This is a genomic window from Pseudoduganella sp. R-43, assembly GCF_049913255.1.
Classification (GTDB): Bacteria; Pseudomonadota; Gammaproteobacteria; order Burkholderiales; family Burkholderiaceae_D; genus Rugamonas.
In genome coordinates, this window is record NZ_CP183988.1 from 6,744,629 (window position 1) to 6,768,664 (window position 24,036).

The following is a 24,036-nucleotide window of genomic DNA, read 5'->3' on the forward strand; positions in this document are numbered from 1 at the left end:
CGAGGGACAGAACTATAGCCGACCGGCTCCCAGAGCGCAAGGGGTATCTGGCATCTTGTTTGCTTGCTTAACAATGCAACGCGTCTGGCAATCTGCTTTTGTTCAGTTTTGACACAGGTGCTACATTAAAGAAAGCCACAAAGGCTGCTGGGGGAGACATGCAACAGGAAACTGTTCCAAATGTGAACAACGCAATCATCGAGACTGCGCACCTGCGCTCACGCACTTATGGCCTCGATCCGTGCAGCGACGTAGACCTGGGCCCCATCGACCGCTGCTCCCTATCCCATATCATTGAGCAGAACCGCTTGTTGCACACGCATGCCGTGCCGGCAATGGAAACGCTCTACCAGCAGATCGTGAACACTCACAATATGGTGATCCTGACGGACGCCAAAGGTGTGATCCTGCACTCCCTTGGCGACGAGGACTTCCTGGAGAAGGCCAATCGGGTCGCCTTGCAGGCCGGCGCCACCTGGTCCGAGCAATGTAAAGGCACCAATGCGATCGGCACCGCCATCGCCGAAGCCAAGCCGGCCCTGGTGCATGCTGATCAACATTTCCTGCAAGCCAACCACTTCCTGACCTGTTCCGCGGCACCAATTACCGACCATGCCGGCAATGTGATTGGCGTGCTCGATGTCTCGGGCGACCAGCGCTCCTTCCATAAGCACACCATGGCCCTGGTACGGATGTCGGCCCTGATGGTGGAGAACCAGCTGTTTGCCGCCGCTTTCGAAGACGTCATTACCCTGCACTTCCACGCCCGTGCTGAATTTATAGGCACCCTGATGGAGGGCATCGCCTCATTTACCCCCGGCGGCCGCTTCATCGCAGCCAACCGCGCCGGCCTGTTCCAGCTTGGCCTGTCGTTCGCGGCGCTGCAGTCCCATACTTTCAGCTCCCTGTTCGGCCTTCCGGTGTCGGCGCTGTTCGACCATTACCGCACTGCGGCGCCGGGACTGCTGGACCTGTGCCTGCATAGTGGCGTGCGCGTGTTCGGCCGCGCCCAGCTTCGGTTGGCCAACAACCACTTCCAGCACCCGATCATTTCGGCGCGCGAGGAAAGCCACCCGGCGCAGACCAATCCGGCCCACACGGCGCGCCGCCTGTCCGGCCTGCGCTACCTGCGCACCGGCGACCAGCAGCTTGAGGCGGTCATCGACAAGGTCACCCGCGTGCTGGGCAAAGACATCCCGATCATGATCATGGGGGAGACTGGCACCGGCAAGGAATTGCTGGCGCAAGCCATTCACAACGACTCGCCGCGCGCCCAAGGGCCATTCGTGCCGGTCAACTGCGCCTCGATTCCAGAGACCCTGATCGAGTCGGAACTGTTTGGCTATGAGGACGGGGCGTTCACCGGTGCGCGCAAGAAGGGCGCAGTCGGCAAGATCCTGCAGGCGAATGGCGGCACCCTATTCCTCGACGAAATTGGCGACATGCCCTTCCCATTGCAAGCCCGCCTACTGCGCGTGCTGCAGGAACGGATGGTCACGCCACTGGGCAGCGACAAATCGATTCCGGTAAATGTGGAAGTAATCTGCGCCACCAACCACAACCTGCGCGACCGCATGGCCAAGGGCCTGTTCCGCGAAGACCTGTATTACCGCCTGAACGGGCTGGTTGTGAAATTGCCGCCGCTGCGCGAACGCACCGACCTCGAGACCGTGGTCAACAAGATCCTGACGACCGACAGTGGCGGCAAGCGCTATACCGTCGCGCCAGACCTCATGCAGCTCTTCCTGCGCCATAAATGGCCGGGCAACTTCCGCCAGCTTACCAACCTGCTGCGCACCGGCGTGGTCATGGCCGGCGACGAGGACGAGATCGGCCTGCAGCATATGCCGGACGATTTCCTCGACGACATGCGGGAGGCCCAGGTGGAGTTTCCTGTTGCTGCTGCCGCTGCCCCTGCCGCCGCCAGCGTAGCCGCCACTGCGGCCACCATGCCTTGCACCGGCGCGCGGCTGGAAGACATGGAGCAGGCCCTGATCGTGCGGACCCTGGAAGCGCATGGCGGCAATGTCTCCGCCACGGCACGCGCCCTGGGCGTTTCGCGCAACACGATCTACCGCAAACTGCCCCATCTCAAGTAGGCCGGTTAGAAGAACAGGATGCCGCCGAAAGCGGCGCCATTCATCTTTGCCTCGCCACCGGTGAAGGATTTCGAGCGGGTCTGCCCCACTTCGCCCACCAGTGTTATTGCGCCGGTCAGCGCGTAATAGGCGCCAGCCGTGAGGTTGGCGTTCGACTTCAACCCGTTCGTTCCCGCAGTGTTGTCGTCGTTCTTGCTGATGCCATACCCTAGGCCCAGCTTCAGCTTTTCGCTAGCCTTGAACGTGCCCTGCAACAGCCAGTGCTTGCTGCGCACATTCCCCTGGTCCGCATCCGACAGCACACCGAGGCCCTTGCCGCCCTCGTAGTTCGCCAGCAGTCCGAAGGCACCCTGCTGGAACGAAGCTCCCGCCTCCCATCCGGACATGGTGAAGTCGCTGGCCCCGACTGCGACCGCCTTGAACTTCTGCGACTTCGCCCCGATCCACGCCTTCAGCAGGCCATCGGCGTAAGTCAGCTGGGCCTGGACCTGCGGATTGGAACGCGTCGAATACTGTGCCGCAGACACGATTGGTGAATCCGCCACCGGATTGAACACGCCGGCATCGACGCTGAACCCGGACAGCTTGGGCGAGCTGTATGCCATTTGCCCGTAGTAGCCAACGTAGGCATAGCCCGCACCGATATGGCCCAATGAGACCCGGCCGCGCTGGGTAGCCTGCACCGGTGCGCCGGCGCCGATCAGCGTCATGTCGCCGAAGATGGCGTTGGCGCCGAAGATGCCGTTGTCCCGCCCCAGCTTGAAAGTCCCCAGGTCAGCATTCCCGAAGCTGAAATACGCCTGGCGCACGTCGACTTCACTGTTCTGCGCGATGGCGCTGTCGGTTGCCGTTGCGTGATAGATGCCAATGTGCGCCTTGATGTCGAAGCCGGACTGCTTCGTGGTGGCTGAAGTAACCAGTCCATTCGGCAGCAAGCCGTTGCCGATGGTGGTGCGGCGATCTTCTCCACCGCAGCCGATGCCTTCAGTCGCCAGCGCCAGGCCGCCCACTGCATCGCCGCTGCACGACACATACGTATAGTACGCGTTGACGATGCCGCCAACATTCACGTTCCAGTCGCCGGCCTTGATATCCACGGCATGGACTGCAGGGGCCAGCATTGCGCCGGCAGTGGCGGCAAGCACGATCTTCTTCATTGTTGTCTCCTCGGTTTGATTGATGGATGCTGCACAAGGGACAGGGCAATTTGCGTGCCGGTTCGGCGCGCTAGGGAGCGTATGAAGAATTCGCTCCGACCTGCGCAATATCGGATCAGCGCTGTTCAAAAAAAAAGCGGCCCGCAGGCCGCTAATGCAACACATGGAGATCGTTTATTTCGGCGCCAGCTTGAAGACCCACACCGAGCCACCCTGTTCAAGCAGATTGACTTTCTTCGCCACTTCGCCGCCCCACAGCGGCACCGCACCGCCCCAGCCGGAAACCACGGCCACATATTGCGTGCCGCCGTCCTGCCAGGTAATTGGCGGCGCCACCACGCCGGAGCCGGTCTGGAACTTCCACAGTTCCTTGCCGGTCTGCGCATCAAGCGCCTTCAGGTAGCCTTCCGGCGTGCCATAGAACACCAGGCCGCCGGCAGTCGCCATCGCACCGCCCCACAGTGGAGCGTTGTTCTTCACTTCCCACTTGATCTTGCCGGTTTTCGGATCGATCGCGCGCAAGGCGCCGATGTAATCGTCGAACAGCGGCTTGATGGTGAAGCCAGCGCCGAGGTAAGCACCGCCTTTCTTGTAGCTGATCGGCTCATTCCAGATATCCATGCCCCATTCGTTTGCCGGAACATAGAACAGCTTTGTCTGCGGGCTGTAAGCCATCGGCTGCTGGTTCTTCGCGCCAAGGAAGGCCGGCGCCGCGAAGACCGATGCGCCTTTCTTGCCTTCTTCGCCTTTGGTCGGGTCGCCTGGACGGCCTTCGACGATGTAGTTCGGACGGCCGGTCTTCAGGTCAATGCCGCTGGCCCAGGTGATCTTGCGGACGAAGGGGAAGGCGTTCTGCAGCTTACCGTCGTTGGCATCGATCACGTAGAAGAAGCCGTTGCGGTCGGCCTTGCCGCCATAACACTTGCCGTCCATGTCGAAGGTGACGAACTCGTTGGCGCCGTCGAAGTCCCAGGCGTCGTTCGGCGTATTCTGATAAGCCCATTTGATGGCGCCGGTTTTCGGGTCGAGCGCCACGGTGGACGAGGAATACAGGTTGTCGCCGGGTCGCAGGTGGCTGTTCCATGGCGCCGGATTACCGGTGCCAAAGTAAGCCAGGCCTGTCTTCGGGTCGTAGGTGCCGCCCATCCAGGTCGAAGCGCCGCCGGTTTTCCACAATTCGCCAGGCCACGACTTGTTGACCGAGCCGGTGACGCCGGTCTCCGTTGCCTTGCCTTCGCTGTCGTACTTGTAGCCCATATGGCCCTCGACCGTTGGGCGCATCCACAGCAGTTCGCCAGTCTTCGGGTCACGGCCCTCCACACGGCCGACGATGCCGAACTCGCCGCCGGAAACGCCTGTCAACAGCACGCCATTGGCGACCAGCGGTGCGGCAGTCATCGAGTAGCCTGCCGCGTAGTCGTCCACCTTCTCCTTCCAGACTACTTTGCCGGTTTCCTGGTCCAGTGCGACCAGCTGCGCATCCAGCGTGCCGAAGATCACCAGGTTGTCATACAGCGCCGCGCCGCGATTGACCACGTCACAGCAAGGCATGATGGCGTCCGGCAGGCGATGCTCGTACTTCCACAGCTTGCTGCCGGTCCTGAGGTCGATGGCGAAGATGCGCGAGTACGACGCGGTCACAAACATCTTGCCGTTGTAGATCAGCGGCTGCGATTCCTGGCCGCGCTGCTTTTCGCCGCCGAACGAGAACGACCACGCCGGCACAAGACGGCTGACATTCTGCGTGTTGATCTGCTTGAGCAGCGAGTAGCGCTGCCCTTCCGAACCCATGCCGGAGGAAAGCACGCTGCTGGTGTCCTTCGCAGCGTTATCCAGCATTGTCGTGGTCACGCTGGCAGCCTGCGCCAGCGTCGCCGCCCCCAGCAGCATTCCGATGGTGATGTATTTCACGTCCTGTCTCCTTTTTTATGGTCTATTTTCCCGAGTGTCGTGCATTCCTCGTCGGTGAACAGGCGCGAACGAAGCAGGAAACGTTTGCCGGTGCCGTTATCGAGCGAGAACATGCCGCCGATGCCGGCCACCACGTCCACGATCAGTTGGGTGTGTTCCCAGTACCCGTACTGTTCAAGCCCAATATAGAAAGGCGCGCCGCCCAGGCTGCCGAGGTAGACGTCGGTCTCGCTGACGTCGAACTCACCCGCCGGATAGCACATCGGCGCGCTGCCGTCGCAGCAGCCGCCCGACTGGAAAAACATGATCGGGCCGTGCTGCTGGTGCAGTTGGTCGATGAATTCCAGCGCCGGTGCGGTCGCTGTGACCCTGGCAATTGCGTTGTCCATGCTTCGCCCCGCCTTTCCTGCCTCAGAAGAAGCCCAGCGCGTTAGGGTTGTAGCTGACCAGCAGGTTCTTGGTCTGCTGGTAGTGGTCGAGCATCATCTTGTGGGTCTCGCGGCCAATGCCCGACTGCTTGTAGCCGCCGAACGCAGCGTGGGCCGGATAAAGGTGGTAGCAGTTGGTCCAGACGCGGCCGGCCTGGATGGCGCGGCCCATGCGGAAGGCGCGGCTGCCGTCGCGGCTCCAGACACCAGCGCCCAGTCCGTACAGGGTGTCGTTGGCAATCGCCAGCGCTTCGTCTTCGTCCTTGAAGGTAGTGACCGATACCACCGGGCCGAAGATCTCTTCCTGGAAGATGCGCATGGTGTTGTCGCCTTTGAATACGGTTGGACGCACGTAGTAGCCGCCTTCCAGGTCGCCGGCCAGCACCTGGCGCTCGCCGCCCGCCAGCAGTTGCGCGCCTTCCTGTCGGCCGACGTCCATATATGACAGGATCTTTTCAAGCTGCTCCTGCGAAGCCTGGGCGCCGATCATGGTGCCGTGGTCCAGCGGGTTGCCTTGCTTGATCGCTGCCACGCGTTTCAGCGCACGCTCGATGAAGCGTTCGTAGATCGATTCCTGGATCAGCACGCGCGATGGACAGGTGCAGACTTCGCCCTGGTTCAGCGCAAACATGGCAAAGCCTTCCAGGCATTTGTCGAAGAAGGCATCGTCAGCCGACATCACGTCTTCGAAGAAAATGTTGGGCGACTTGCCGCCCAGTTCCAGAGTGACCGGGATCAGGTTCTGCGCCGCATAGCCCATGATCAGGCGGCCGGTGCCGGTTTCGCCGGTGAAGGCCACCTTGGCGATACGCTTGCTCGAAGCCAGCGGCTTGCCCGCTTCCAGGCCGAAGCCGTTCACCACATTCAGCACGCCAGCCGGCAGCAGGTCGCCGATCAGCTCCAGCAACACCATGATGGAGGCCGGGGTTTGCTCGGCTGGCTTGAGCACGACACAGTTGCCGGCGGCCAGCGCAGGGGCCAACTTCCATACCGCCATCAGGATCGGGAAGTTCCATGGAATGATCTGGCCGACCACGCCGAGCGGTTCATGGAAGTGATATGCATAGGTTTCGGAGTCGACCTGCGCCACCGTACCCTCCTGGGCGCGGATGCAGCCGGCGAAGTAGCGGAAATGGTCGATCGCCAGCGGAATGTCTGCCGCCATCGTTTCGCGGATCGGCTTGCCGTTGTCGATGGTTTCAGCGGTCGCGATGAGCTGCAGGTTCTGCTCCATGCGGTCAGCCATCTTGTTCAGGATATTTGCACGCTCGGTCGGCGAAGTCTTGCCCCATGCAGCCTTGGCTGCGTGCGCGGCGTCCAGCGCCAGCTCGACATCCTCGGCGGTGGAGCGTGCGATCTCGCAGAAAGGCAGGCCGGTGATCGGCGTGATATTGGCGAAGTACTCGCCTTTGACCGGCGGGACGAATTTGCCGCCGATGAAGTTATCGTAACGGGTCTTGAAGGGATTGGCGACGCCCAGTTTGCTGATGTCGGCGAGATTCATGTCGTCCTCTATATTGAGTGGTTGTGGGTACTGCCTTATTCGCAATTGCCGTGCCAGCGGCTTTTGCTCCTTGGCCGAAGCACCGCGCAACAACAACTGTTCCAAACTTGAACAACTGTTGCGCAAATCAACGGATCACCACGCCCCAGGGCAGTTCGCCGACCGGGATATCAGCCACCTTGCGTGCGGTAGCGGTATCGATCACCGAGACTTTGTTGGAGCGGCCGTTGGCGACATAGAGCTTGCTGCCGTCCGGAGTGATCGCCATATTCCAGGGACGCTTGCCGACTGCAATCGTGGCGGTCACTTCATTGCGGGCGGTATCGATTCGCATCACGCTGCCGTCCATCCCGTTGGAGACGTACACGCTACGCCCGTCCGGGTGGACGGCGATGCCGTTTGCATTGCGTCCGGCGGGAATGGTGGCCAGCGTGCGCAGCGTGGCCGGGTCGATCACGTACACTGCATTCGCCATCTCGCACGCGACGTACACCCGGCTGGAATCGGGCGCGAAGCCGATCCCGCGCGGGCGCAGGCCTACCGCGACGGAGCCGGACTGGCGGCGCTGCGCCACGTCAATCACGTCGACCTGCTCCGCCTCCTCGGCGCTGACATAGAGGTAGCGGCTGTCCGGGCTGAAGACTGCGTGCTCCGGATTGCGGCCTTGCACCGGGATATCCGCCAGCCGCGCGTGGGTGACGGCATCGAACAGCGCCACGCTATTGCCCTCTTCCACGGCTACCGCCACCAGCTTGCCGTCCGGCGAGACGCTGACGCCCTCCGGCGAGCGCCCCAGCGCCAGCGTTACGCTGCTGCCCGCCATGCTGTCGATGGCCAGCAGGCTGCCGCTGGAGGCATCGCTGACAAAAAGCTGGCGCCCGCCCGGATCAATGCCGATGCCGCGCGGCCGTTTTCCGGCATTCAACTGGCGTACCACGCTATCGGTTGCGGTATCGATGACGCTGATGGTGCCGGACTTCTCGTTCGGCACATAGGCGAATGGCGCGGCAAAAGCGAGGCTGGCGGCGCCTGCAGCACACAATGCTGCGAACGGGTTTGCCTTCATGATGTCTCCTTTGGTATGGTGTGTGCCCGTTAGTTATGCAAGCGATATGCCAGCAAACGTGCGGCCTGTCGTTGGCTTGGCAGGCATATTGCTTATGTGATCGGGAGACCCGCGCAGCGGGCACGCTGAACCGATCCGAGGAGACTGAACATGAACCCCATTCGCTTGAACGCCATCGCCGCCCTGCTGGCCAGCCTGTTTTCCCCCATGCTGGCGCATGCTGCGTCGGCCGAAGCCACGCCGGAAGGCGCTGCGATCGCCGACGTTGTCGTCATCAGCGGCAGCCGCGTCGAGCATTCCAGCTTCGACCTGCCGGCCGCGATCAACGTGCTCGATGCACAGCACATCCGTGACGGACAGTTGCGCGTGAATGCCTCGGAGTCCCTGGCCGCCGTTCCAGGCGTGGTGGTGCAGAACCGGCAGAACTACGCACAGGACTTGCAGGTTTCTTCGCGCGGGTTTGGCGCCCGGTCGGCTTTCGCCGTGCGCGGCGTGCGCCTGATCACAGATGGCATCCCGGCCAGCATGCCGGACGGCCAAGGCCAGGCCGCTACCTTCAACCTGGACATGGCAGAGCGCATCGAGGTGCTGCGCGGCCCCTACTCCGCCATCTACGGCAACCATGCCGGCGGCGTGATCCAGCTCTTTACCCGCGACGGCGAAGGTGCGCCGACGGTGGAAGCCAGCTTTGCCGCTGGCAGCGACGGCCTGCGCAAGACCGACCTGAATGCGCAAGGAAGCGCTGCCGGCATAGGCTATGTGCTGGATGCCTCGCGCTTCGATACCGATGGTTACCGCGACCACAGCGCCGCCCGCCGCGACCAGGCGATGGCCAAGCTGACCATGCAGCCGCTACCCGGTGCGAAGCTGGTGCTGGTCGCCAACGGTCTGCGCCAGGAGGACACGCAAGACCCGCTGGGCGTAACCTGGGCCACTTGGCAACGCGACCCGCGTGCCGGCGAAATCGATGCCACCGACACGCAAGTACCCAAGCGCACGCTGGCGGAGCGCTATAACACCCGCAAGAGCATTGACCACCAGCAGGGAGGCGCCAGCTGGGACCAGCGCTTCGAGTCAGGCCGGCTGCACGTCGGCCTGTGGGGCGGCAATCGCCGCGTGACGCAGTTCCAGGCGTTTTCCAAAGGCTTCCAGGCGCCGGCCAGCCATTCGGGCGGAGTGGTCGACTTCGACCGCGATTTCTACGGCACCGACATCAACTGGCAGGACATGCGCGAACTTGCCGGCGGCAGGCTGACGACCACGGTGGGCGTCGAGTACGGCCGATCGAGCGATGACCGCAAGGGGTATGAGAATTTCATCGGCAATACGTTCGGCGTGCAGGGCAAGCTGCGGCGCGACGAGAACGACGTGGTGTCGAACACCGATCCCTACCTGCAAACGGAATGGCAGGGCGAACGCTGGCAGTTCACCGCGGGCCTGCGCCACAGCCGCATGCGAGTATCAGTGGACGACCATTTCCTGGGCAATGGCAATGACAGCGGCGCCCTGCGCTACAGCCGGACTACGCCCCTGCTGGGAGTTTTGTACAAGCTGTCGCCGGCGGTGAACCTGTATGCGACGGCGGCGCGCGGCTTCGAGGCGCCAACCTTGAATGAGCTGTTCTATTCCGGCACCGGTGCCGGTTTCAACTTCCAGTTGCGGCCAGCGCGCAGCACACACATCGAAGCAGGCATCAAGGCACGTGCCGGCGACACCCGAATCGATGCCGCATTGTTCCAGGTGCGCACGCACGATGAACTGGTGGTCGATGCTTCGAGTGGCGGCCGCACCAGCTACCGCAACGCCAGCGAAACCCTGCGCCAGGGCGCCGAAGTATCGTTGGACAGCAAGCTGGGGGCTGGCTTCAGCGGGCGCGTGGCAGCCACCTTGCTGAAGGCGACTTACGAAAAGCCCTTTGGCAGCGTGCGTGAAGGCGCCCGTTTGCCTGGCGTGCCGCGCGCCAGCCTGTTTGCCGAACTGGCATGGAAGTCCAGCGGCGAGCACTTCACTGCAGCGTTGGAATCACTTTCGGTGGCGAGCGTGTATGCCGAAGATGCGAATGCCGACAAGCCAGCGCCTGGCTACAGCATCCTGAATGCGCGTGTGGTCGCAAAGCAGTCGACAGGCGGATGGCGCATCAGCGAATTTGCGCGCCTGAACAACCTGGCCGATCGCCGTTACATCGGTTCGGTGATTGTCGGCGACAGCAACAAGCGCTATTTCGAAGCCGCTCCCGGACGCAACTGGGTGATGGGCGTCAGCGCCCAGTACCAGTTCTAGTAATTGATGCGCAGCCCGGCTGTCACCGTGCGTGGTGCGCCGGGCGCCACGAAGCGGGCCTCTTGCGCCTGGCCTGTGGAGAAGAAGTCGGCAGCCATCGCGCCGAAGGTTTCATATCGGCGATTGGTGGCGTTATTGATACGCACCTGCCATTCCCATTTTTCATTCGGACGGTAGCTGGCTTGCAAGCCAAGCAGGGTATGGCCGCCAACGCGCCAGCCCGGCCGCGCGCCATCTTCGTTGCCAAGGATGGCCATGCTGGAGGCGGCTTGCAGGGTAGCGCTCAATGACAGTGCCTCCGACACGTGCCAATCTGCGCCAAGCTTGAAAGTGTGGCGCGGCAGGCCTGCCATCCGTGTGCCTTTCCGTACCGTCACGTCGCGGCTACCGGTGAACAGGCTGCCATCTGCGCCGTACACGGCATCGAGGAAGCTGTAGACAATCGTCAACTGCACACTGGCGGCGCGCAAGCTGGCCGTGATGTCTGCCCCTTGATGCCGTGTGCGGGGAAAGTTGGCAAAGTAGCCGTGCTGGGAGACGCCGGCTGTGCGGAACAGGATGTCGTCCCTGTTTTGCGTGCGATAGATGGCCAGCGAAGCTTGCTGGCCATCCTGCTTCCAGCGAGCGCCCGCTTCCACGGTACGTGACACGACCTGCTTCAGGTATGGGTCCGATTGCAGGCCGACTGGCAAGCGGCAGGGTTGCTCGGGGTCCGCGCATCCCAGTTCGATCACGGTCGGTACGCGGTTGCTTTGGGAGGCATTGGCGAACAGCGTGAGCTTCGGGGCCGCCTGGTAGGTCACGCCGAGCGCTGGATTCAGCTTACGGTAGGTGAAGCGTTCGTGCTGCCCCGCGCCGTCATCGTGTCGGAGGGTGTTTGACAGGTGCGCCCAGGCGTAACGCGCGGAGGCGGTCAGGGACCAGTCACCGCCCAGCGTCCAGGTATCGCTGGCGAACAGGGAAGCGCTGCGGGCGGTACCATCGACCGCAGCTTCCAGTTCCGGCTCGCTGCCGGGCAGCGCCAGCACTTCGCGCCGTGCGCCGAACTCGCCAGCCTGGCTATATTGGGCGAAGGATACGCTGCTGCGGTCGAATGTCGTCCCCAGCGCCAGCCGGTGCGCGCCCAAGGTACACTGCCAGCTTGCATTCGCGCCCTGGCTGCGCTGCCGTGTCACGGCCGTGTTGAAGCTGGCGGGTACCGGATCGCCGCTATTGGCGTCTTCTGCATCATCGCCGACATCGCCGTTCACGCCATCGCGCCGGCTGCTGCGGGTGTAAGCGGACAAGGATAGCTGCGCTCCCCCATCGAGATGCTTAAGCAGGCTGGCCTGCACCTGGCGCAACTGGTTGCGGCTGCGGTCAGGACTGGTGTACACCGCCCGCCGGTCGGCTTGGTACAGGCCGTCCGGCAGCAGGCCGTTCCCCACCAGCCGACTGCCGCCTGCCAGTACCGATATGTCCCATTCGAAGGGCCCCGCGCTGCGCCCTGCCTTGGCGAACAGCCGGGCCAACTGCCCCGGCGAGTCGGCCCGCCAGCCGCGGTCGTGGAACAAGGTGGCCGCCACATAGCTGTGCCATCCGCCATCGCCATGCGCTCCGTGCGACAGCTCCACTTGCCGACGTCCATAGCTGGCGCCAGTGACGCTGACGCTGCCGCCCGGATCATCCCGTCCATTGCGCGTCACCAGCACCAGCGCTCCGCCCAGCGTACTCAGTCCATACAGCGGGTTCGATCCCGGCGCCAGCAGCACTTGCCCGATGGCCGCTTCCGGCAGCATGTCCCAATTCACGACATCGCCGAACGGCTCGTTCACCCGCACGCCGTCGAGATAGACCGACAATCCCTGCGCAGTGCCAAGCAGCGGCGATGCCCGGAAGCCCCGATACGTCACGTCATGCTGGTAGGGACTGCCGGAAACCTCATTCAGGTTGACGCCAGCTAGCGTGCGCGCCATGGTTTCCGCCAGGGTCTCGCCCTGCAGCGGTGCGGCGCCAAGCTGCACGGCATACGGCAGCAGGCGGCGGTCGGTGACGAGGGCACCGACGGGTGCAATACTGACAATCTCCACCGACGGGATACCGCCGCCCGTACCGCCTCCCTCGCCACGCGCTGCCGCCGCCAGGAGCGCCAGCAGTCCTCCCAAAGCGCTCCGCTTCATGGCTTTGCCAATTGCACGCCATGGCGCGCAAAGATCTCCTTCAGCTCACCGCTGGCAGCCAGCTCATTCAAGGCCGCCTGCAGTTTGCGCGCCGCCTCCGTATTGTCCTTGCGCACTGCCATGCCAACCGCCCACCCAGCGCGCGGCAGGCGCTGGAAACTGACCTGCTCCACCGGGAAAGCAAGGTCGCCCCGCAATTCGGACTCGATCTCCGAGCGCGTCGCGAGCACCGCATCCAGCTCCCCGGCCTTCAGCTTCTGCAAAGCCTCGGCCGCAGTGTGGAACAGATGCACCTGGTCGCGGAAACGCCCATTCCCCTCCCCCAGCATCACCATGCCCGCCAGGGAGACCTGCTCCACCCCAATGCGCTTGCCCGCGAGGGAAGCCATGCCATCGAACACGGGAATGCTGCGTGCACTGCGCACCAGGCGCACTGCCTCCACGTGGTAGGGCGCGAAGATCTCCACCTTGTCGTTGGACGCCATCAGCGCGCGGTCCACCGGTACGTGCAGCATGACGTCCGCCGGGCCGTAGCCCAGGTAGTGCCCCTTCCATACCATATTGCGCAAGTCGTCGTTCAGGTTTTCGCCCGCCGGGAAAGGCAGCAGGCTCAGTTTCAGCGACAGCTTCCGGGCCAGGGCCGCAGCCAGGTCGATATCGACGCCCTGGCCCTTGTCGGAGAACGGGGCGAACTCCTGGTAGACGGCGACCTTCAGGATGCCGGTTTCAGCATGTACCGGCAGTGCGGCGACCAGCAGGGCGCAGCAGATCAGCAGCATGGCGCGGAGGCCGCGCAGGCGCAGGATAAGCATGGCGGCCTCGCGTCAGTTGGTAACGCGACGGGTTTCCAGGTAGGTCTTGATGGCCCACATGGCTTCCTGGTTGAAGACCCCTTCGAACGGCGGCATGTACACGGCGCCGTTACGTACCTTGCCGCCGCGGATCGAGGTCAGGAAGTAGCGGTCGATCTCTTTGTAGCACGCCTGCTTCTTGGTCTCGTTGCGCATGCCGACGCAATCGCGGTCCAGCATGCGCAGGTCGGGGGCAATGCCGCCGGAAACTGCTTCCAGGCCGTGGCAGCGGGCGCAGTTCTGGTTATAGGCGGAAGAGCCGATCTTCAGCGCCAGCTTGTTGTCTTTGTAAGGGTTTTCATCGCGCCATTTATCGCCGAGGACCGGCAGGCCGGTGGTGTCGACGCCCTGCGGCGTCACATTGCCGTGTGCGACGGCGAACAATGAGGTGGTGACTGCGGCCGCTGCGGCAACGGCAAGGATCAGGCGTTTCATGGATGTCTCCTGCATGGTGTGGTTGTAATAACCATTCAGGAGCAAACGGCGTGCCATGATTTTCCGCCTTGTGGGGCAGGACAGCTGCTCCAGTTTGGAACACCTGTCACAGGCCAGGTGTCACATCAGGGATAGACGAAGGACTTCACCAGGGTCAGTTCGCCCGCGGCACGCAGCGGCACCATGAAGGTCTGCTGCTTTTCGCTCGGCGTGTTCTCATTGGTGATGATCGAGACGGTGGCCACGGTGATGACCTGCTTCTCGGAGTTGCCGCCGAAATAATTCACATAGACGTGGTAGTTGCCCTTGGCCGGCGCCGGGCTGGAATAGATCTCCGGGCCATAGCCGCCGGTGACGTCGACATCCAGCCCGCTGCCGTCGGGCAGCATGCGCTGGCCAAACCAGGAGTGGCCGCCATTCGGCGTGATCACGTGCAGGTCGACATCGGTCCCCGGACTGTCCCAGGACAGCACAATCCGCAGGCGCGACTTGGTCTTGCCGCTGTAGCTGTCGTAGAACTGGCTGCGCGCGCGGCTCTTGCCGTCCGGCGAACGCACCTCGACGCCGTTCGAGCCGGGGCTGAAGATGTAGGGACGCGCAAAGCTGCCATCTTCCTGCAACTCGACCGGCATGGCCACGCCGTTGACAATCAGCTTGGCCGGCTTGTTCCGGCCGGCGCCCGCGATCTTGCCGCGGATCTGCGCCGTTTCGGCCTGCCCTGGCTGCATGTTCACGACCGATGCCGGGTAATTCACGGTCTGGGTGTACTGCTCCTCGCTGCCGCCCGAATGGCGCCAGCCGCTCTTGGGCGATTCAATGCTCACTTGCGCCATGGCGCAGGCGGGCAACAGCAACAGCGGGAGGCAGAGTTTCTTCATGTGCTCAATATACAAAGGATTTAACAAGGGTCAGGTCGCCAATCTTGCGCAAAGGGACAACGAAATCCTGCCGCTTCTCGCTCGCGGTGTTTTCGTTGAATACCAGGGTGATGCGCGTCGTGATGATGGGGCGCTGGCGCGTGGCTTCGTCAAAGTGGTAGCCCGAGCTGCCAAAGTTGCCCCAGTAGTTCACCCATACCTGGTAGGTGCCGTGCAAGGGCGAGGTCATGGTAAACATTTCCGGACCGGGCCCGTCCACGCTATCCGCATCCAATCCACCGCCATTGGTGAGGAATGGGTTGGCAAAGAAGGCGTGCTGGCCATCCGGCGTAATGATGTGCAGGTCGATCTCGGCCTGGTTATCATCCCAGGCACCGATGATGCGCAGGCGCGGCTGCGGGCGGCTGGTATCCGCCTCGTAGAACTGCATTCGCTTCAGGGACTTGCCGTCCGGCGAACGGATCTCAACGCTGTTGGAACCGGAGCCAAACGCATAGCCGCGCGCATAGCGGCCTTCGTCGTCCGTGTACAGCGGCGTCGGATTGCCGTTCACGATCAACTGGTGGAAGGGGCGCTTGGTGCTGATCTTGGCCAACTGGCCGCGGATCATGGTGCGGTTTTTCTGCGCGCCGCGATCGATCAGCGAATATGGATAGCTGACGGCGAGTTCGCCGGATTTGTCGGTCATGCCGGCACGATTCCAGCCACCGACGGGTCCCGTCAGCGTCTTGTCCTGCGCCAGCAAAGGCGCGGCGGCCAGCGCCAGCATCAGTGCGGAACTTAATTGGATGCGTGTTTTCACATAGCCTCCTGTGAGAGGTCATTCAGGCGGCGCGCCAGGCGCTCCACGTAGTCTTCGTCCTGCCCGCGCGGGTGGCGGCGCAGCCCGATGTGCAGGTATTCGTGCGCCAGCGTGATGCGGTCTTCGCGCGTCGCCAGCGGCCGCATGAAGATGCGGTTGCGCGACTGTTCGGAATACGGCGAACCGGCCGTCAGTGCGCACACGGCTGGCAGCTGCGCCGGCGCTTCGTAGCCATCCTCGCGGCGCAGCATGCGCTCCCAGCGCGGCAGCGCATAGGCCAGCCACTGCTCGTTCTTTGCGAGTCGCGCACAGGTGGTTCCGGTATTTCCCGCAATGGCGAGGGTTGTGTGGGGGTAGGCTGCGGCCAGGATGTCGTCGAAACCTTTGCCGGCGCGCGCCTGCGCCTGCGCGTCGCTCCAGGCCAGGACGTTGGCACTGCCTTTGGTGCTGTGGTACTGCACCTGCGCGCCATCGAGCACCAGCTGGTCCGTCCAGCGCACCACTTCCAGTGCGGCAGCGCTGGCCGGATTGGGACTGACGCGCTGGGTGGCGCTGCTGTCTGTAATGTACTGGCAGGACTCAGCGCGACGCGCGTTCTGCTGCAGGTAAGTCCGGGCCGCGATCGCGAAGGCACGCGCAGCTTCAGGCTCGGTGGTGCCGGCCTCGCGGTCGATCACGCGCGCAACGTATTCGTTCACGCCCATGCGGCCGCGAATTTGCGGCTTGCCGTTCGCACCGGTAGCCAGCGTCAGCTCACCGCTGCTGCGGATCGGCAGGCTCTTGCCGTTTTCAAACTGCACCACGTAGCGGCCATTCAGCGCACCGGGCGCCGCCAGGCCTTCCGCTGTGCGCACGGAACGCACCGGGTAACGAGTAAAATAGTCGACCACTACGCAGCCGCTGTCTTCCGCTGCCTGCACGGGCGGCAAGGCTGCGGCAATTTGCGGCGCCCATTTCTGGAAGATGCCGGTGCTGCTGTCGCTGCCGCCAAACCATACCGGCGTGCCGTCGGCAAGCCAACCTGCCGCACCGCCCAGCCGTGCGTCCGCGCGCTTGGGGTGATGCCAGGAATAGGTCTTCACGCGCAGCTGGCTGCCGAACCAGCGCACGCTGCCAGCGCCGCGGCCGTCCAGCACCACACGCAGCAGGGCCGCTTCCGCTTCCGTGCGGCTCGCAGGCGGAATGCTGCCCAGCACGCGCAACAGGCTGCCGAGCGTCACAAGGCGGGAAGGCTCCAGGCGCGCAGGATCGGCCAGCCAGGCGAATTCACCGGCGGGCGCGCTGCCAAGCCGGCGCGTCCAGTACTCCTGCCACGGACGCTGTGCGATTCCAAGGCGTTCCGGTGCGAAGAACAGGCCGCAGGATTGGGCCAGGGCGGCATCGCGGCCGATGCTGCCGCCGGCTTCGCAGCAATAGACTTCCTCCTGCTTGCGGCCGCCGCAGTTGTAGTCGGGCGTGGGCAGCTTGCTGTCCACCGCGTACACGTAGACGAAGAGCTTCCACAGGCTGCCAAGCGGGATCTCGGCGCTGGCAGCCATCGGCTGCGCCGCCGATGCGCTGCGCTGCTGCAGCTGCACTGCCTGTACCTTGCCGTCGCGCCACCATGCCAGGTCGAGCGAGGCCGCCGCCGCGACAGGCGCAGCGCAGGCCAACAGCAAGGCGGGCAGCAGGCGTGGCAGCATTACTCGACTTTCAGCGTACGTGTGGTCTTGCCGCCGCCTTCAAAGGCTTTTTGCTCCGGCTGGTACATGCGATGGAAGCGGCTCGGCGGCAGGGTGTAGCTGCCCTTCTGGCCGAAGCGCAGCAGGTGGCGCACGACCACTTCGCCGCTCAGCGGCTCGATCGGCACGGCATAGCCGTCGCGGCGCTCAACGTGGCGTGCACGTTCCAGTTGCACAGGCTCGTCGCCTGCCAGCTTCATGCCCCAGGTGGTCGATTCGACCATCGCGCCCGGTGGCAGGGCCACCTCCAGCAAGCCAAAGCGGTGCGTCGCGCTGCCGGCTTTGAGCTTGATCTCGTCCATGTAGAGTTCGTCCGTGCGCAGCGCTTCACCCGGCTTGACCAGTTCCATGGTGTAGCCCTTGGAGCCGGCCTTCATGCGCAGGATGCGGCGCTCGATGCCGACATCCAGCGAATGCGCTTCGACGGCGCGGCTTTCATATTGCACGATCGCGACGGTACCGGCCGGGGCGGCCTGCGCCAGCTTCAGTTGCTCCGGCAGGGCCTTCGCGTCGGTCCAGCGCCATACCGGCTGGCCGCTGCGGCTGTCCATCTGCTGCCATGCACCCTCCAGCGCCGCCACAGGCGGCCTTGCGGCAGGCGATCCACCCAGTTTCTTCTGCACCCAGACCAGGGTCAGGGCACGGTCCATGGTCGGCATGTCGGCACGCACGGCCGACAGCACTGCGTCGGCCTGCGTTGCCGGCAGCTCACCAGCCAGCATCAGCAGGGCCTGGGCCACCGGCGCCGGCGAGGCGCGCAGTGCTGCCCATGCCTGCGGCAATTGCTGCTGCAACTGCGCCGGCAGGGCAATCCCGTTCTGCGCGGCGACGACGGACGTCAGCCCGATCGCCATGGATCGGGTCACGCTGTCCTGGCCATCAGCCAGCAGCACGCTGCTGGTGACGCCCTGCTTGCGCGGTGCGGAACCGACTTCCAGGCTCGCGGCATCCGCCACCAGGCTTTCCGCCAGGGTCTTCGTCGGCAAGCCCATTTCATGCATCATCCACAGGCTCATGGCGCGCTCCAGCGGCGCGTTGTTCTTGCCATGCTCGCTGTAGACGCTGACCAGGTTGTTCCAGTGCTCGCCCGGCAGCTCCAGGCGCAGGGCGCGCGAGGCATACCAGTCGGCGTAGTAAGCGTAGGACGTCATCAGCGCGTCGCCCTGGGTTGCCGGGCCCCACCAGCTAAAGACGGCGTTCGGACCGGCCATGGATACCAGTCGCAGGCGCTGCGCCTGCATGATCGCCATCAGGCGCTCGCGTACCAGGCCGGCATCCGCCGGCATGCTTTGCGTTGCCATGGTCAGCGGGATCAGGCGGCTGGCCGTCTGCTCCACGCAGCCATACGGGTAGTCGATCAGGTCATCGGCAATGCGGGCGAAGTGGCTCGCCGCGCCTTGCGCGAAGGAGACGCGGATATTGCGTGCATCGGCCGGCAGTTTCAGCGCGTTGTCGGTGCCGGTCAGCGCGACGCTCATGCTGCGCGGGCTGGTCCAGGCGGCAGGCTGCTCCTGCACCTTGGTGTCCAGCGCATCAACCAGCTTGCCGTCCTGCTTCACTTCCAGGCGCAGCGGCGCGGTGCCGACGGCAACCGGGAATTCGACGTAGTTCACGCCCGGCTTGGCCGACAGCTTCTCCACTTTAGGCTGCGGACCGCCGGACAGCGTCACCTCCAGGGATTTCGTATCGCTGGTCTGGTTGAAGATGGCGACGGAAGCGCGCGGCGCGTCGCCGGTGCGCAGCCAGTCCGGCGACGTCCACTTGGCGTAGAACGATTTGTCCGAGCGCAGGTAGCCGGTGCGCTGGCCGACGCGGCCCTGCGCATCCATGGCACGGCCAGTGATGCGCCAACGGGTCAGCGCATCCGGCATGGTGAAGGTGACGCGCGCCTTCCCGTCCGCATCGGTCTTCAGCGACGGCGCCCAGAACGCGGTATCGATATTGTCGCGGCGCGGGCGTTCCAGCACTTTCACGCCACGTTCGTTGTAGTTGTGGCGTGCCGGTACGTTCTCGCGACGGCCTTGCGCCATGTCGTAGCTGATGAAGGACAGGCTGGCCGTAGTGCGCACGTTGTTTCGGCGAGGGTGGTAGAAGAAGTCCGCGATATCAGGTGCGATTTCCGGCTGCAGCACGTAGATCATTTCATCCACCACGCCCAGCGCCACCAGGGTGGACAGCGGCTTGCCGTCCAGCTGTGCCGTCACGTCGAGCGTGACTTTTTCGCCCGGCTGGTAGACCTCCTTGTCGGTCTTGAAAGTCAGCGCAATGCGCGGCTCAACCACCTGCAAGCCGGCGTTCTGGAACACAAAGTCGCCATTGCGGGTGTACGCCACGGAGAAGGTCATGTTCGGACCGTGCTCCTCCTTGACCGGGATGCGTACTCGCCACTGGTTCTTCGCCACGCGCTTGGCCTGGTACCAGTCGGCGCTGCCGCTCATCAAACCGTATTGCTCCACCTTGTCGCGTTCCATGGTCAGCAGGGCCTGGTCGACCGGGTCGGAGAAGGTTACCAGCGCTTCGGCAGTTTCGCCTGGACGATAGCGCACCTTGTCCATCACGATCTCGATGCTGCCCGGTGCCGCCTGCAAGCCTTCGCCGCTGACCCAGTGGCTGGCGCCCGCCAGCAGGTTGCCGCGCTCGTCGCGCAGCGAGAGCTGGTAGGAGCCTGGCTTGGCGAAGTTCACGTCCCAGCCCTTGGCGGCAGGATCGAATTTCCCTTCGGTCTTTTCCTGTTTCTCGAGCTGCACCATCTCCCAGCGCACCGGGCGTGCCGCGCCCTGGCCGTCCGCCACCAGGTCGAAGTGCACCTGCTGGCCCGGTTCGGAGAACGAGCGTGCTGCCTTCAATTGGTAGCTGCTGATGGAGCGTTCGATCATCAGCTCGCGCGTCGCCTTGACGCGGTAGGCCGCACCGTCGGTCGCCATCACGGTCAGCACATAGCGCGACGGATCGGCCGCCGGCGGCAGCGTGAACGAGTAGTCGCCGCTGCGGTCGGTCTCCGCTTCCTCAGTCTTCAGCTGCACCGGGAACATGCCGCTGTAGCGCAATTCGCCTTCCACCATGGTGTTTTGCTGGCCGCGCAGGGACAGCGACAGCTTGGCGTTCTTTACAGGCTTGCCGTCCGGGTAGCGCAGAGAGATCGTGCCGCTGACTTTTTCGCCGGTCTTGAATTCCGGCTTGGCCGGCTGGACGTTGATCTCGAAGTGAGGCTTGACGTATTCCGCCACGCGGAACGCAGCACCGTACAGGCCATCCTTGTAGCTGAAGCGCAGCTCATAGCCGCCAGCGGTGGCCTGCTCCGGCAGGCGGAAACGGGTTTCCGTGCCAGTTTCCGGCGACAGTTGCAGGGTTTGCGTCAGCACCGGCGTGCCGTTCGGATCGAACACGGTCAGGCCGATCGGCGCAGCAGCGGCAGCCTGCGACAGGCGCGCCGACTTGAATTCGCGGCCGAGGAACTTGACGTTCACTTCATCGCCAGGACGGTACAGGGGACGATCCGTCACCGCATACATCTTGATGTTATAGATCTCGCTGTCGTAGTAGAAGTTTTCCGACACGAACACGCCGCCACTGCGGTCTTCGCCGATCACATAGGTGTGCTCAGGGCTGCTGCGCTCCATCGACACCACGCCGTCCCTGGCGGTCGTGCCGGATTGCAGAACGCCGGTGCCGTCGGTCCACATCACGTTGGCATCGGCCACGGCGGCGCTGTTGTCGCGGCGCGCAGCCCATACCAGCATCTGGCCGGACGATACCTTGGTCACCGCCATGGTGTCGGATACGAATACCAGCGTAGTCGCGCGATGCTCGCCGATGATGGCTTCCACCAGGTACAGGCCCGGCTTGCGCTTGCCGACCGGGATCATGACATTGCCGCTATTGCCGGCAATGAATTCGCTGCTGGAGCCGTCCATCTTGACGCCCTTCGGCGGCTCGATTGCCTTCGCCTGCCAGATCGGATAGCGGAAGCTGTCCACCATCTCGAAACCCTTGATCGGCTTGTACTGCGGGTTGTTGGCGAATACGGTGGCGCGCTTCATCGCTTCGCCGTTCGTCGCCAGCTTGGGCTGGTTGGTAGTCACCGCGTGGCGGGCTTCGGACGAGAAGATCCGGCGCCATGCCAGGCGCGATTGCTTCCACCAGCTGTCCCACAGGAAGCTCAGGGCATTGGCCAGGCCCTCGCCCTGGTAATTGCCGTCCACCTGCACCCGGTGCAGGTTGCGCTGCTTCTTCAGGAATTCGAGCGGCTGCGGCACGCGGTACACCACGATGTCCGCACCGGAATACTGTTCAAGCTGCGAGCGGCCGAAGTCGCGGCCGGGCACTTCCAGGCGCACGCGCGCCTCGTCCGTGCTGCCATAGCTGGCATCGGACAGCAGGAAGAACGGCTCGCCCTTGAACAGCGTATAACCGCTGGACGGCGCCTCCTGTGCCGATGCACCGGCCAGCGCGGTCAGCGCCAGCAGGCCTGCGAGGCACAGCTTCAGGACAGAAATGACAGCCGGAACACGCCGGCGAAGTTGGGATTGTTGACCGCTGGTTGCCACCGCGTGTCCTTCCATGTCGTTAGTTGTTGAATATCGACGGTACGGAGACCGTTATCTGTCGGGGTGACGGTGCCCGTGTGGTAAGCGATATGCGCCCCCATCCACACCATCAAATGTTGTTCGTCGCCCTGGTCGTAGAACAGCAGGTCGCCGGGAAGCGCCTGGCTGATTTCCCGCGCCACAAAGCGGCTGTTGTGCTGTACCAGCGCCAACGCCGTGACGAAGTGGCCTACCTTGCCATCGCCTTGCACCCAGCGGTTGCGCAGGGCTGCCTGTTGCGGCGTCAGGTCCAGTTCCGGCGGCAGGCGCCGGTCGCTGGCGATGCCGTTGGCACGCATCCACCTGGCGTCGTGCACGGACAAGGCTTCGTTGACGGCAAAGCGCACCAGGCCTGCGCAATCGCGGTGGTGCCAGCGCGGCGAAGGCCCTTGTTCGACCTGGGCGCTGATGATGCGCAGCATCCACGCCTGGAAGGCGCGCGACTGTGCCTGCGACAGGCGTACCTGCGCATCATTGGCACTGGTCAGCGCCAGCACCCGTGGCGCCGCTACAGCAGCGGCGCACGCGGCCAGCAGGCGCAGCGTACTGCGACGCTTCATTTGCCCGCTGCCTGCCATTCCAACGGCTGCCACGCAACGCCTTTGCTTGCCACGGACTTGAGAACCATGCGGTAAGGCGGATACTTCTTCAGCGCCTGCAGGCGCGGCACCAGATGCGCGTCGACTGCGCCGCGCAGGACGGGCTCGCGCTGGCTTGGCAGGGTATTGAAGCTTTCTTCTTCGATCAGCTTGGCCAGCGAAGCCGGTGCGATCAGGCCCACGGTATGCTTGGCATCCGGCAGCAGGTCCGAGGCGGCAGGCATTTCCTTGCGCTTCACAGCCAATACCTGGTCGACCAGCTTGGCGTCCGCCGAGAAAACCACGGTCTTGCCGCTGATCGCCAGCGTTGGCGTGGTGTCGCCCTGCGCGGTGGAAACCGCGCCGCTCCAGCGCAATTCACCCTTCTTGCCTTGCTGCTTCTCGACGCCCTTGCCGTCGCGAATCGCCGTCTGGAACAGGCTTTCGAACAGCGCCTCGTTGCCGCCGGCGCGGTTGGCCACGAATACCGGCGTATGCAGGCGGGAGTTGCCATACCAGCAGGCGGCAACCGGACCACTCAACTCGGTCGCCAGCGGCAGCACCGGCTGGCTGGTCTTGCCGCTGATGCTTTTCAGCACCGGCTGCAGGCTGTTCCAATCCACCGGCAGCGTGAAGCAGCTGCTTGGGTTATAGGGCAGCGCGCTCCACAGGGCGCTGCTGTCATAGCCCTCTTTCGGCAGCTTGGCCGCATCGAGCAGCACCTGCGAGCGCCACGCGCCCTTGCTGAAATCGAAGCGCAGCGCTTCCAGGCCACCGAAGAAAGGCTGGTAGCCGAAGGACAGGAAATCTGCCTTGATGGCGATGCTATGGCCGTCCTGTGCGGCTTTCTCGAAGTGGAACTGGTCGTGGAAGACTTTCTGCTGCGCGGAATCCTTCCCCAGCAGCTTGGCGACCGTGGTTTGCGCCTTGTCGTCGCTTACCTTGCGGTCGGCGCCATACAGCATGCCAGGGTGGGACAGGATCACCATGCGGTCGCCGTGGGCTGCGAACAGCAGGTTGCGCTGGTAGGCATAGTTCAACGCGTACACCGGCACCTTGTCGCCATCGACGCGCAATTCGCCGGCGACAGTGAGCTGGGTATCCTTCAGCGCCACCTTGCCCGCTTCTTCCAGCACGCGCGCCAGCTTGCCGCGCGAGACGGAGATCACATAATGTTTGAGGGAGCCATCGGCATCGCGCCACATGGCCACTTCCGCCGGCTCGTCCAGCACCATGCGGATCAACTGGTCGCCCCATCCCAGCTCATGCTCGTAGGCGATGCGGCGCAGGCTGCCCTTCAAGCCCAGGCGGTCTTCGGTCTGCTCGTAATAGAACAGGAAGTCCTCGCGCAGCACGTCGCGCGCCAGCGGCACGGTCAGCAGATCACGCGGCAGGCTGGAAAGGCTTTTGGTGACGACCAGGGCATCCGGCTTGGATAGGTCGATCTTCAGGCTGTTGACAGGGCCAGTCATGGCGCCCCAGCCAAAAGCCCGGTAGGCGAAAACGCCGCCGGCAACGACAGCAACTGCCGCGGCGATCTTGGCCAAAGTCTTTTTGTTCATGGCGGGTCCGGCAAAGTTA

General features: G+C 63.8%; 16 protein-coding genes. 2 read left to right on the forward strand and 14 right to left on the reverse strand.

The features are described from left to right. Positions 1-158 precede the first annotated feature (158 nt). The gene (locus ACN9M3_RS30810) at positions 159-2,099 is read left to right on the forward strand and encodes a sigma-54-dependent Fis family transcriptional regulator (RefSeq protein ID WP_426319671.1); all 1,941 of its coding nucleotides are present in this window, start codon (positions 159-161) and stop codon (positions 2,097-2,099) included. A gap of 5 nt (positions 2,100-2,104) precedes the next feature. Here the strand turns inward: ACN9M3_RS30810 and ACN9M3_RS30815 are convergent, their stop codons facing one another. The 5 genes from ACN9M3_RS30815 to ACN9M3_RS30835 all read right to left on the reverse strand — a co-directional run bounded on the left by ACN9M3_RS30815 (position 2,105) and on the right by ACN9M3_RS30835 (position 8,165). Beyond that, entirely contained in the window at positions 2,105-3,256 is a 1,152-nt protein-coding gene (locus tag ACN9M3_RS30815; protein WP_426166199.1) for a porin, read from the reverse strand. Between the two features lie 174 nt (positions 3,257-3,430). Then, the gene (locus tag ACN9M3_RS30820; protein ID WP_426323885.1) at positions 3,431-5,146 is read right to left on the reverse strand and encodes a PQQ-dependent methanol/ethanol family dehydrogenase; all 1,716 of its coding nucleotides are present in this window, start codon (positions 5,144-5,146) and stop codon (positions 3,431-3,433) included. Between the two features lie 17 nt (positions 5,147-5,163). Then, positions 5,164-5,556, reverse strand: a complete 393-nt coding sequence (locus ACN9M3_RS30825; protein WP_426319674.1) for a DUF779 domain-containing protein — start codon at positions 5,554-5,556, stop codon at positions 5,164-5,166. Positions 5,557-5,578: 22 nt separating this feature from the next. After that, positions 5,579-7,099 (reverse strand): aldehyde dehydrogenase, encoded by a 1,521-nt coding sequence (gene adh, locus ACN9M3_RS30830; RefSeq protein ID WP_426319676.1) that lies wholly within the window; start codon positions 7,097-7,099, stop codon positions 5,579-5,581. Positions 7,100-7,226: 127 nt separating this feature from the next. After that, complete coding sequence (locus ACN9M3_RS30835) at positions 7,227-8,165, reverse strand: beta-propeller fold lactonase family protein (RefSeq protein WP_426319678.1); 939 nt, start codon at positions 8,163-8,165, stop codon at positions 7,227-7,229. Positions 8,166-8,315: 150 nt separating this feature from the next. On the opposite strand from ACN9M3_RS30835, the gene ACN9M3_RS30840 reads away from it, so the two are divergent. Then, positions 8,316-10,445 (forward strand): TonB-dependent receptor family protein, encoded by a 2,130-nt coding sequence (locus tag ACN9M3_RS30840; protein WP_426319680.1) that lies wholly within the window; start codon positions 8,316-8,318, stop codon positions 10,443-10,445. On the opposite strand, the gene ACN9M3_RS30845 is transcribed toward ACN9M3_RS30840, so the two are convergent. From ACN9M3_RS30845 to ACN9M3_RS30885, 9 genes are all read right to left on the reverse strand, one after another. Next, positions 10,442-12,604: a TonB-dependent receptor gene (locus ACN9M3_RS30845; RefSeq protein WP_426319682.1), complete on the reverse strand. Its 2,163-nt coding sequence runs from the start codon at positions 12,602-12,604 to the stop codon at positions 10,442-10,444. The two genes, ACN9M3_RS30840 and ACN9M3_RS30845, sit on opposite strands and share 4 nt — an antisense overlap. Further along, on the reverse strand, positions 12,601-13,416 hold the full coding sequence (locus tag ACN9M3_RS30850) for a substrate-binding periplasmic protein (RefSeq protein WP_426319684.1): 816 nt from the start codon (positions 13,414-13,416) through the stop codon (positions 12,601-12,603). Before ACN9M3_RS30850 ends, ACN9M3_RS30845 begins: the two co-directional genes overlap by 4 nt. Positions 13,417-13,428: 12 nt before the next feature. Then, the gene (gene pedF, locus ACN9M3_RS30855) at positions 13,429-13,890 is read right to left on the reverse strand and encodes a cytochrome c-550 PedF (protein WP_426166217.1); all 462 of its coding nucleotides are present in this window, start codon (positions 13,888-13,890) and stop codon (positions 13,429-13,431) included. A gap of 125 nt (positions 13,891-14,015) precedes the next feature. After that, entirely contained in the window at positions 14,016-14,768 is a 753-nt protein-coding gene (locus ACN9M3_RS30860; protein ID WP_426319686.1) for a DUF2135 domain-containing protein, read from the reverse strand. A 4-nt stretch (positions 14,769-14,772) separates the two neighbouring features. Further along, positions 14,773-15,570, reverse strand: a complete 798-nt coding sequence (locus ACN9M3_RS30865; RefSeq protein ID WP_426319688.1) for a YfaP family protein — start codon at positions 15,568-15,570, stop codon at positions 14,773-14,775. Further along, positions 15,567-17,252 (reverse strand): DUF2300 domain-containing protein, encoded by a 1,686-nt coding sequence (locus ACN9M3_RS30870; RefSeq protein WP_426319690.1) that lies wholly within the window; start codon positions 17,250-17,252, stop codon positions 15,567-15,569. The genes ACN9M3_RS30865 and ACN9M3_RS30870 overlap by 4 nt, the downstream gene beginning before the upstream one ends. Continuing rightward, positions 17,252-21,838: an alpha-2-macroglobulin family protein gene (locus ACN9M3_RS30875; RefSeq protein ID WP_426319692.1), complete on the reverse strand. Its 4,587-nt coding sequence runs from the start codon at positions 21,836-21,838 to the stop codon at positions 17,252-17,254. The genes ACN9M3_RS30870 and ACN9M3_RS30875 overlap by 1 nt, the downstream gene beginning before the upstream one ends. Continuing rightward, on the reverse strand, positions 21,775-22,437 hold the full coding sequence (locus tag ACN9M3_RS30880) for a DUF1175 family protein (RefSeq protein WP_426319694.1): 663 nt from the start codon (positions 22,435-22,437) through the stop codon (positions 21,775-21,777). The genes ACN9M3_RS30875 and ACN9M3_RS30880 overlap by 64 nt, the downstream gene beginning before the upstream one ends. Continuing rightward, a complete protein-coding gene (locus ACN9M3_RS30885; RefSeq protein WP_426319696.1) occupies positions 22,434-24,017 on the reverse strand; it encodes a DUF2138 family protein in 1,584 nt (527 codons plus the stop codon). The genes ACN9M3_RS30880 and ACN9M3_RS30885 overlap by 4 nt, the downstream gene beginning before the upstream one ends. Positions 24,018-24,036: the final 19 nt, after the last annotated feature.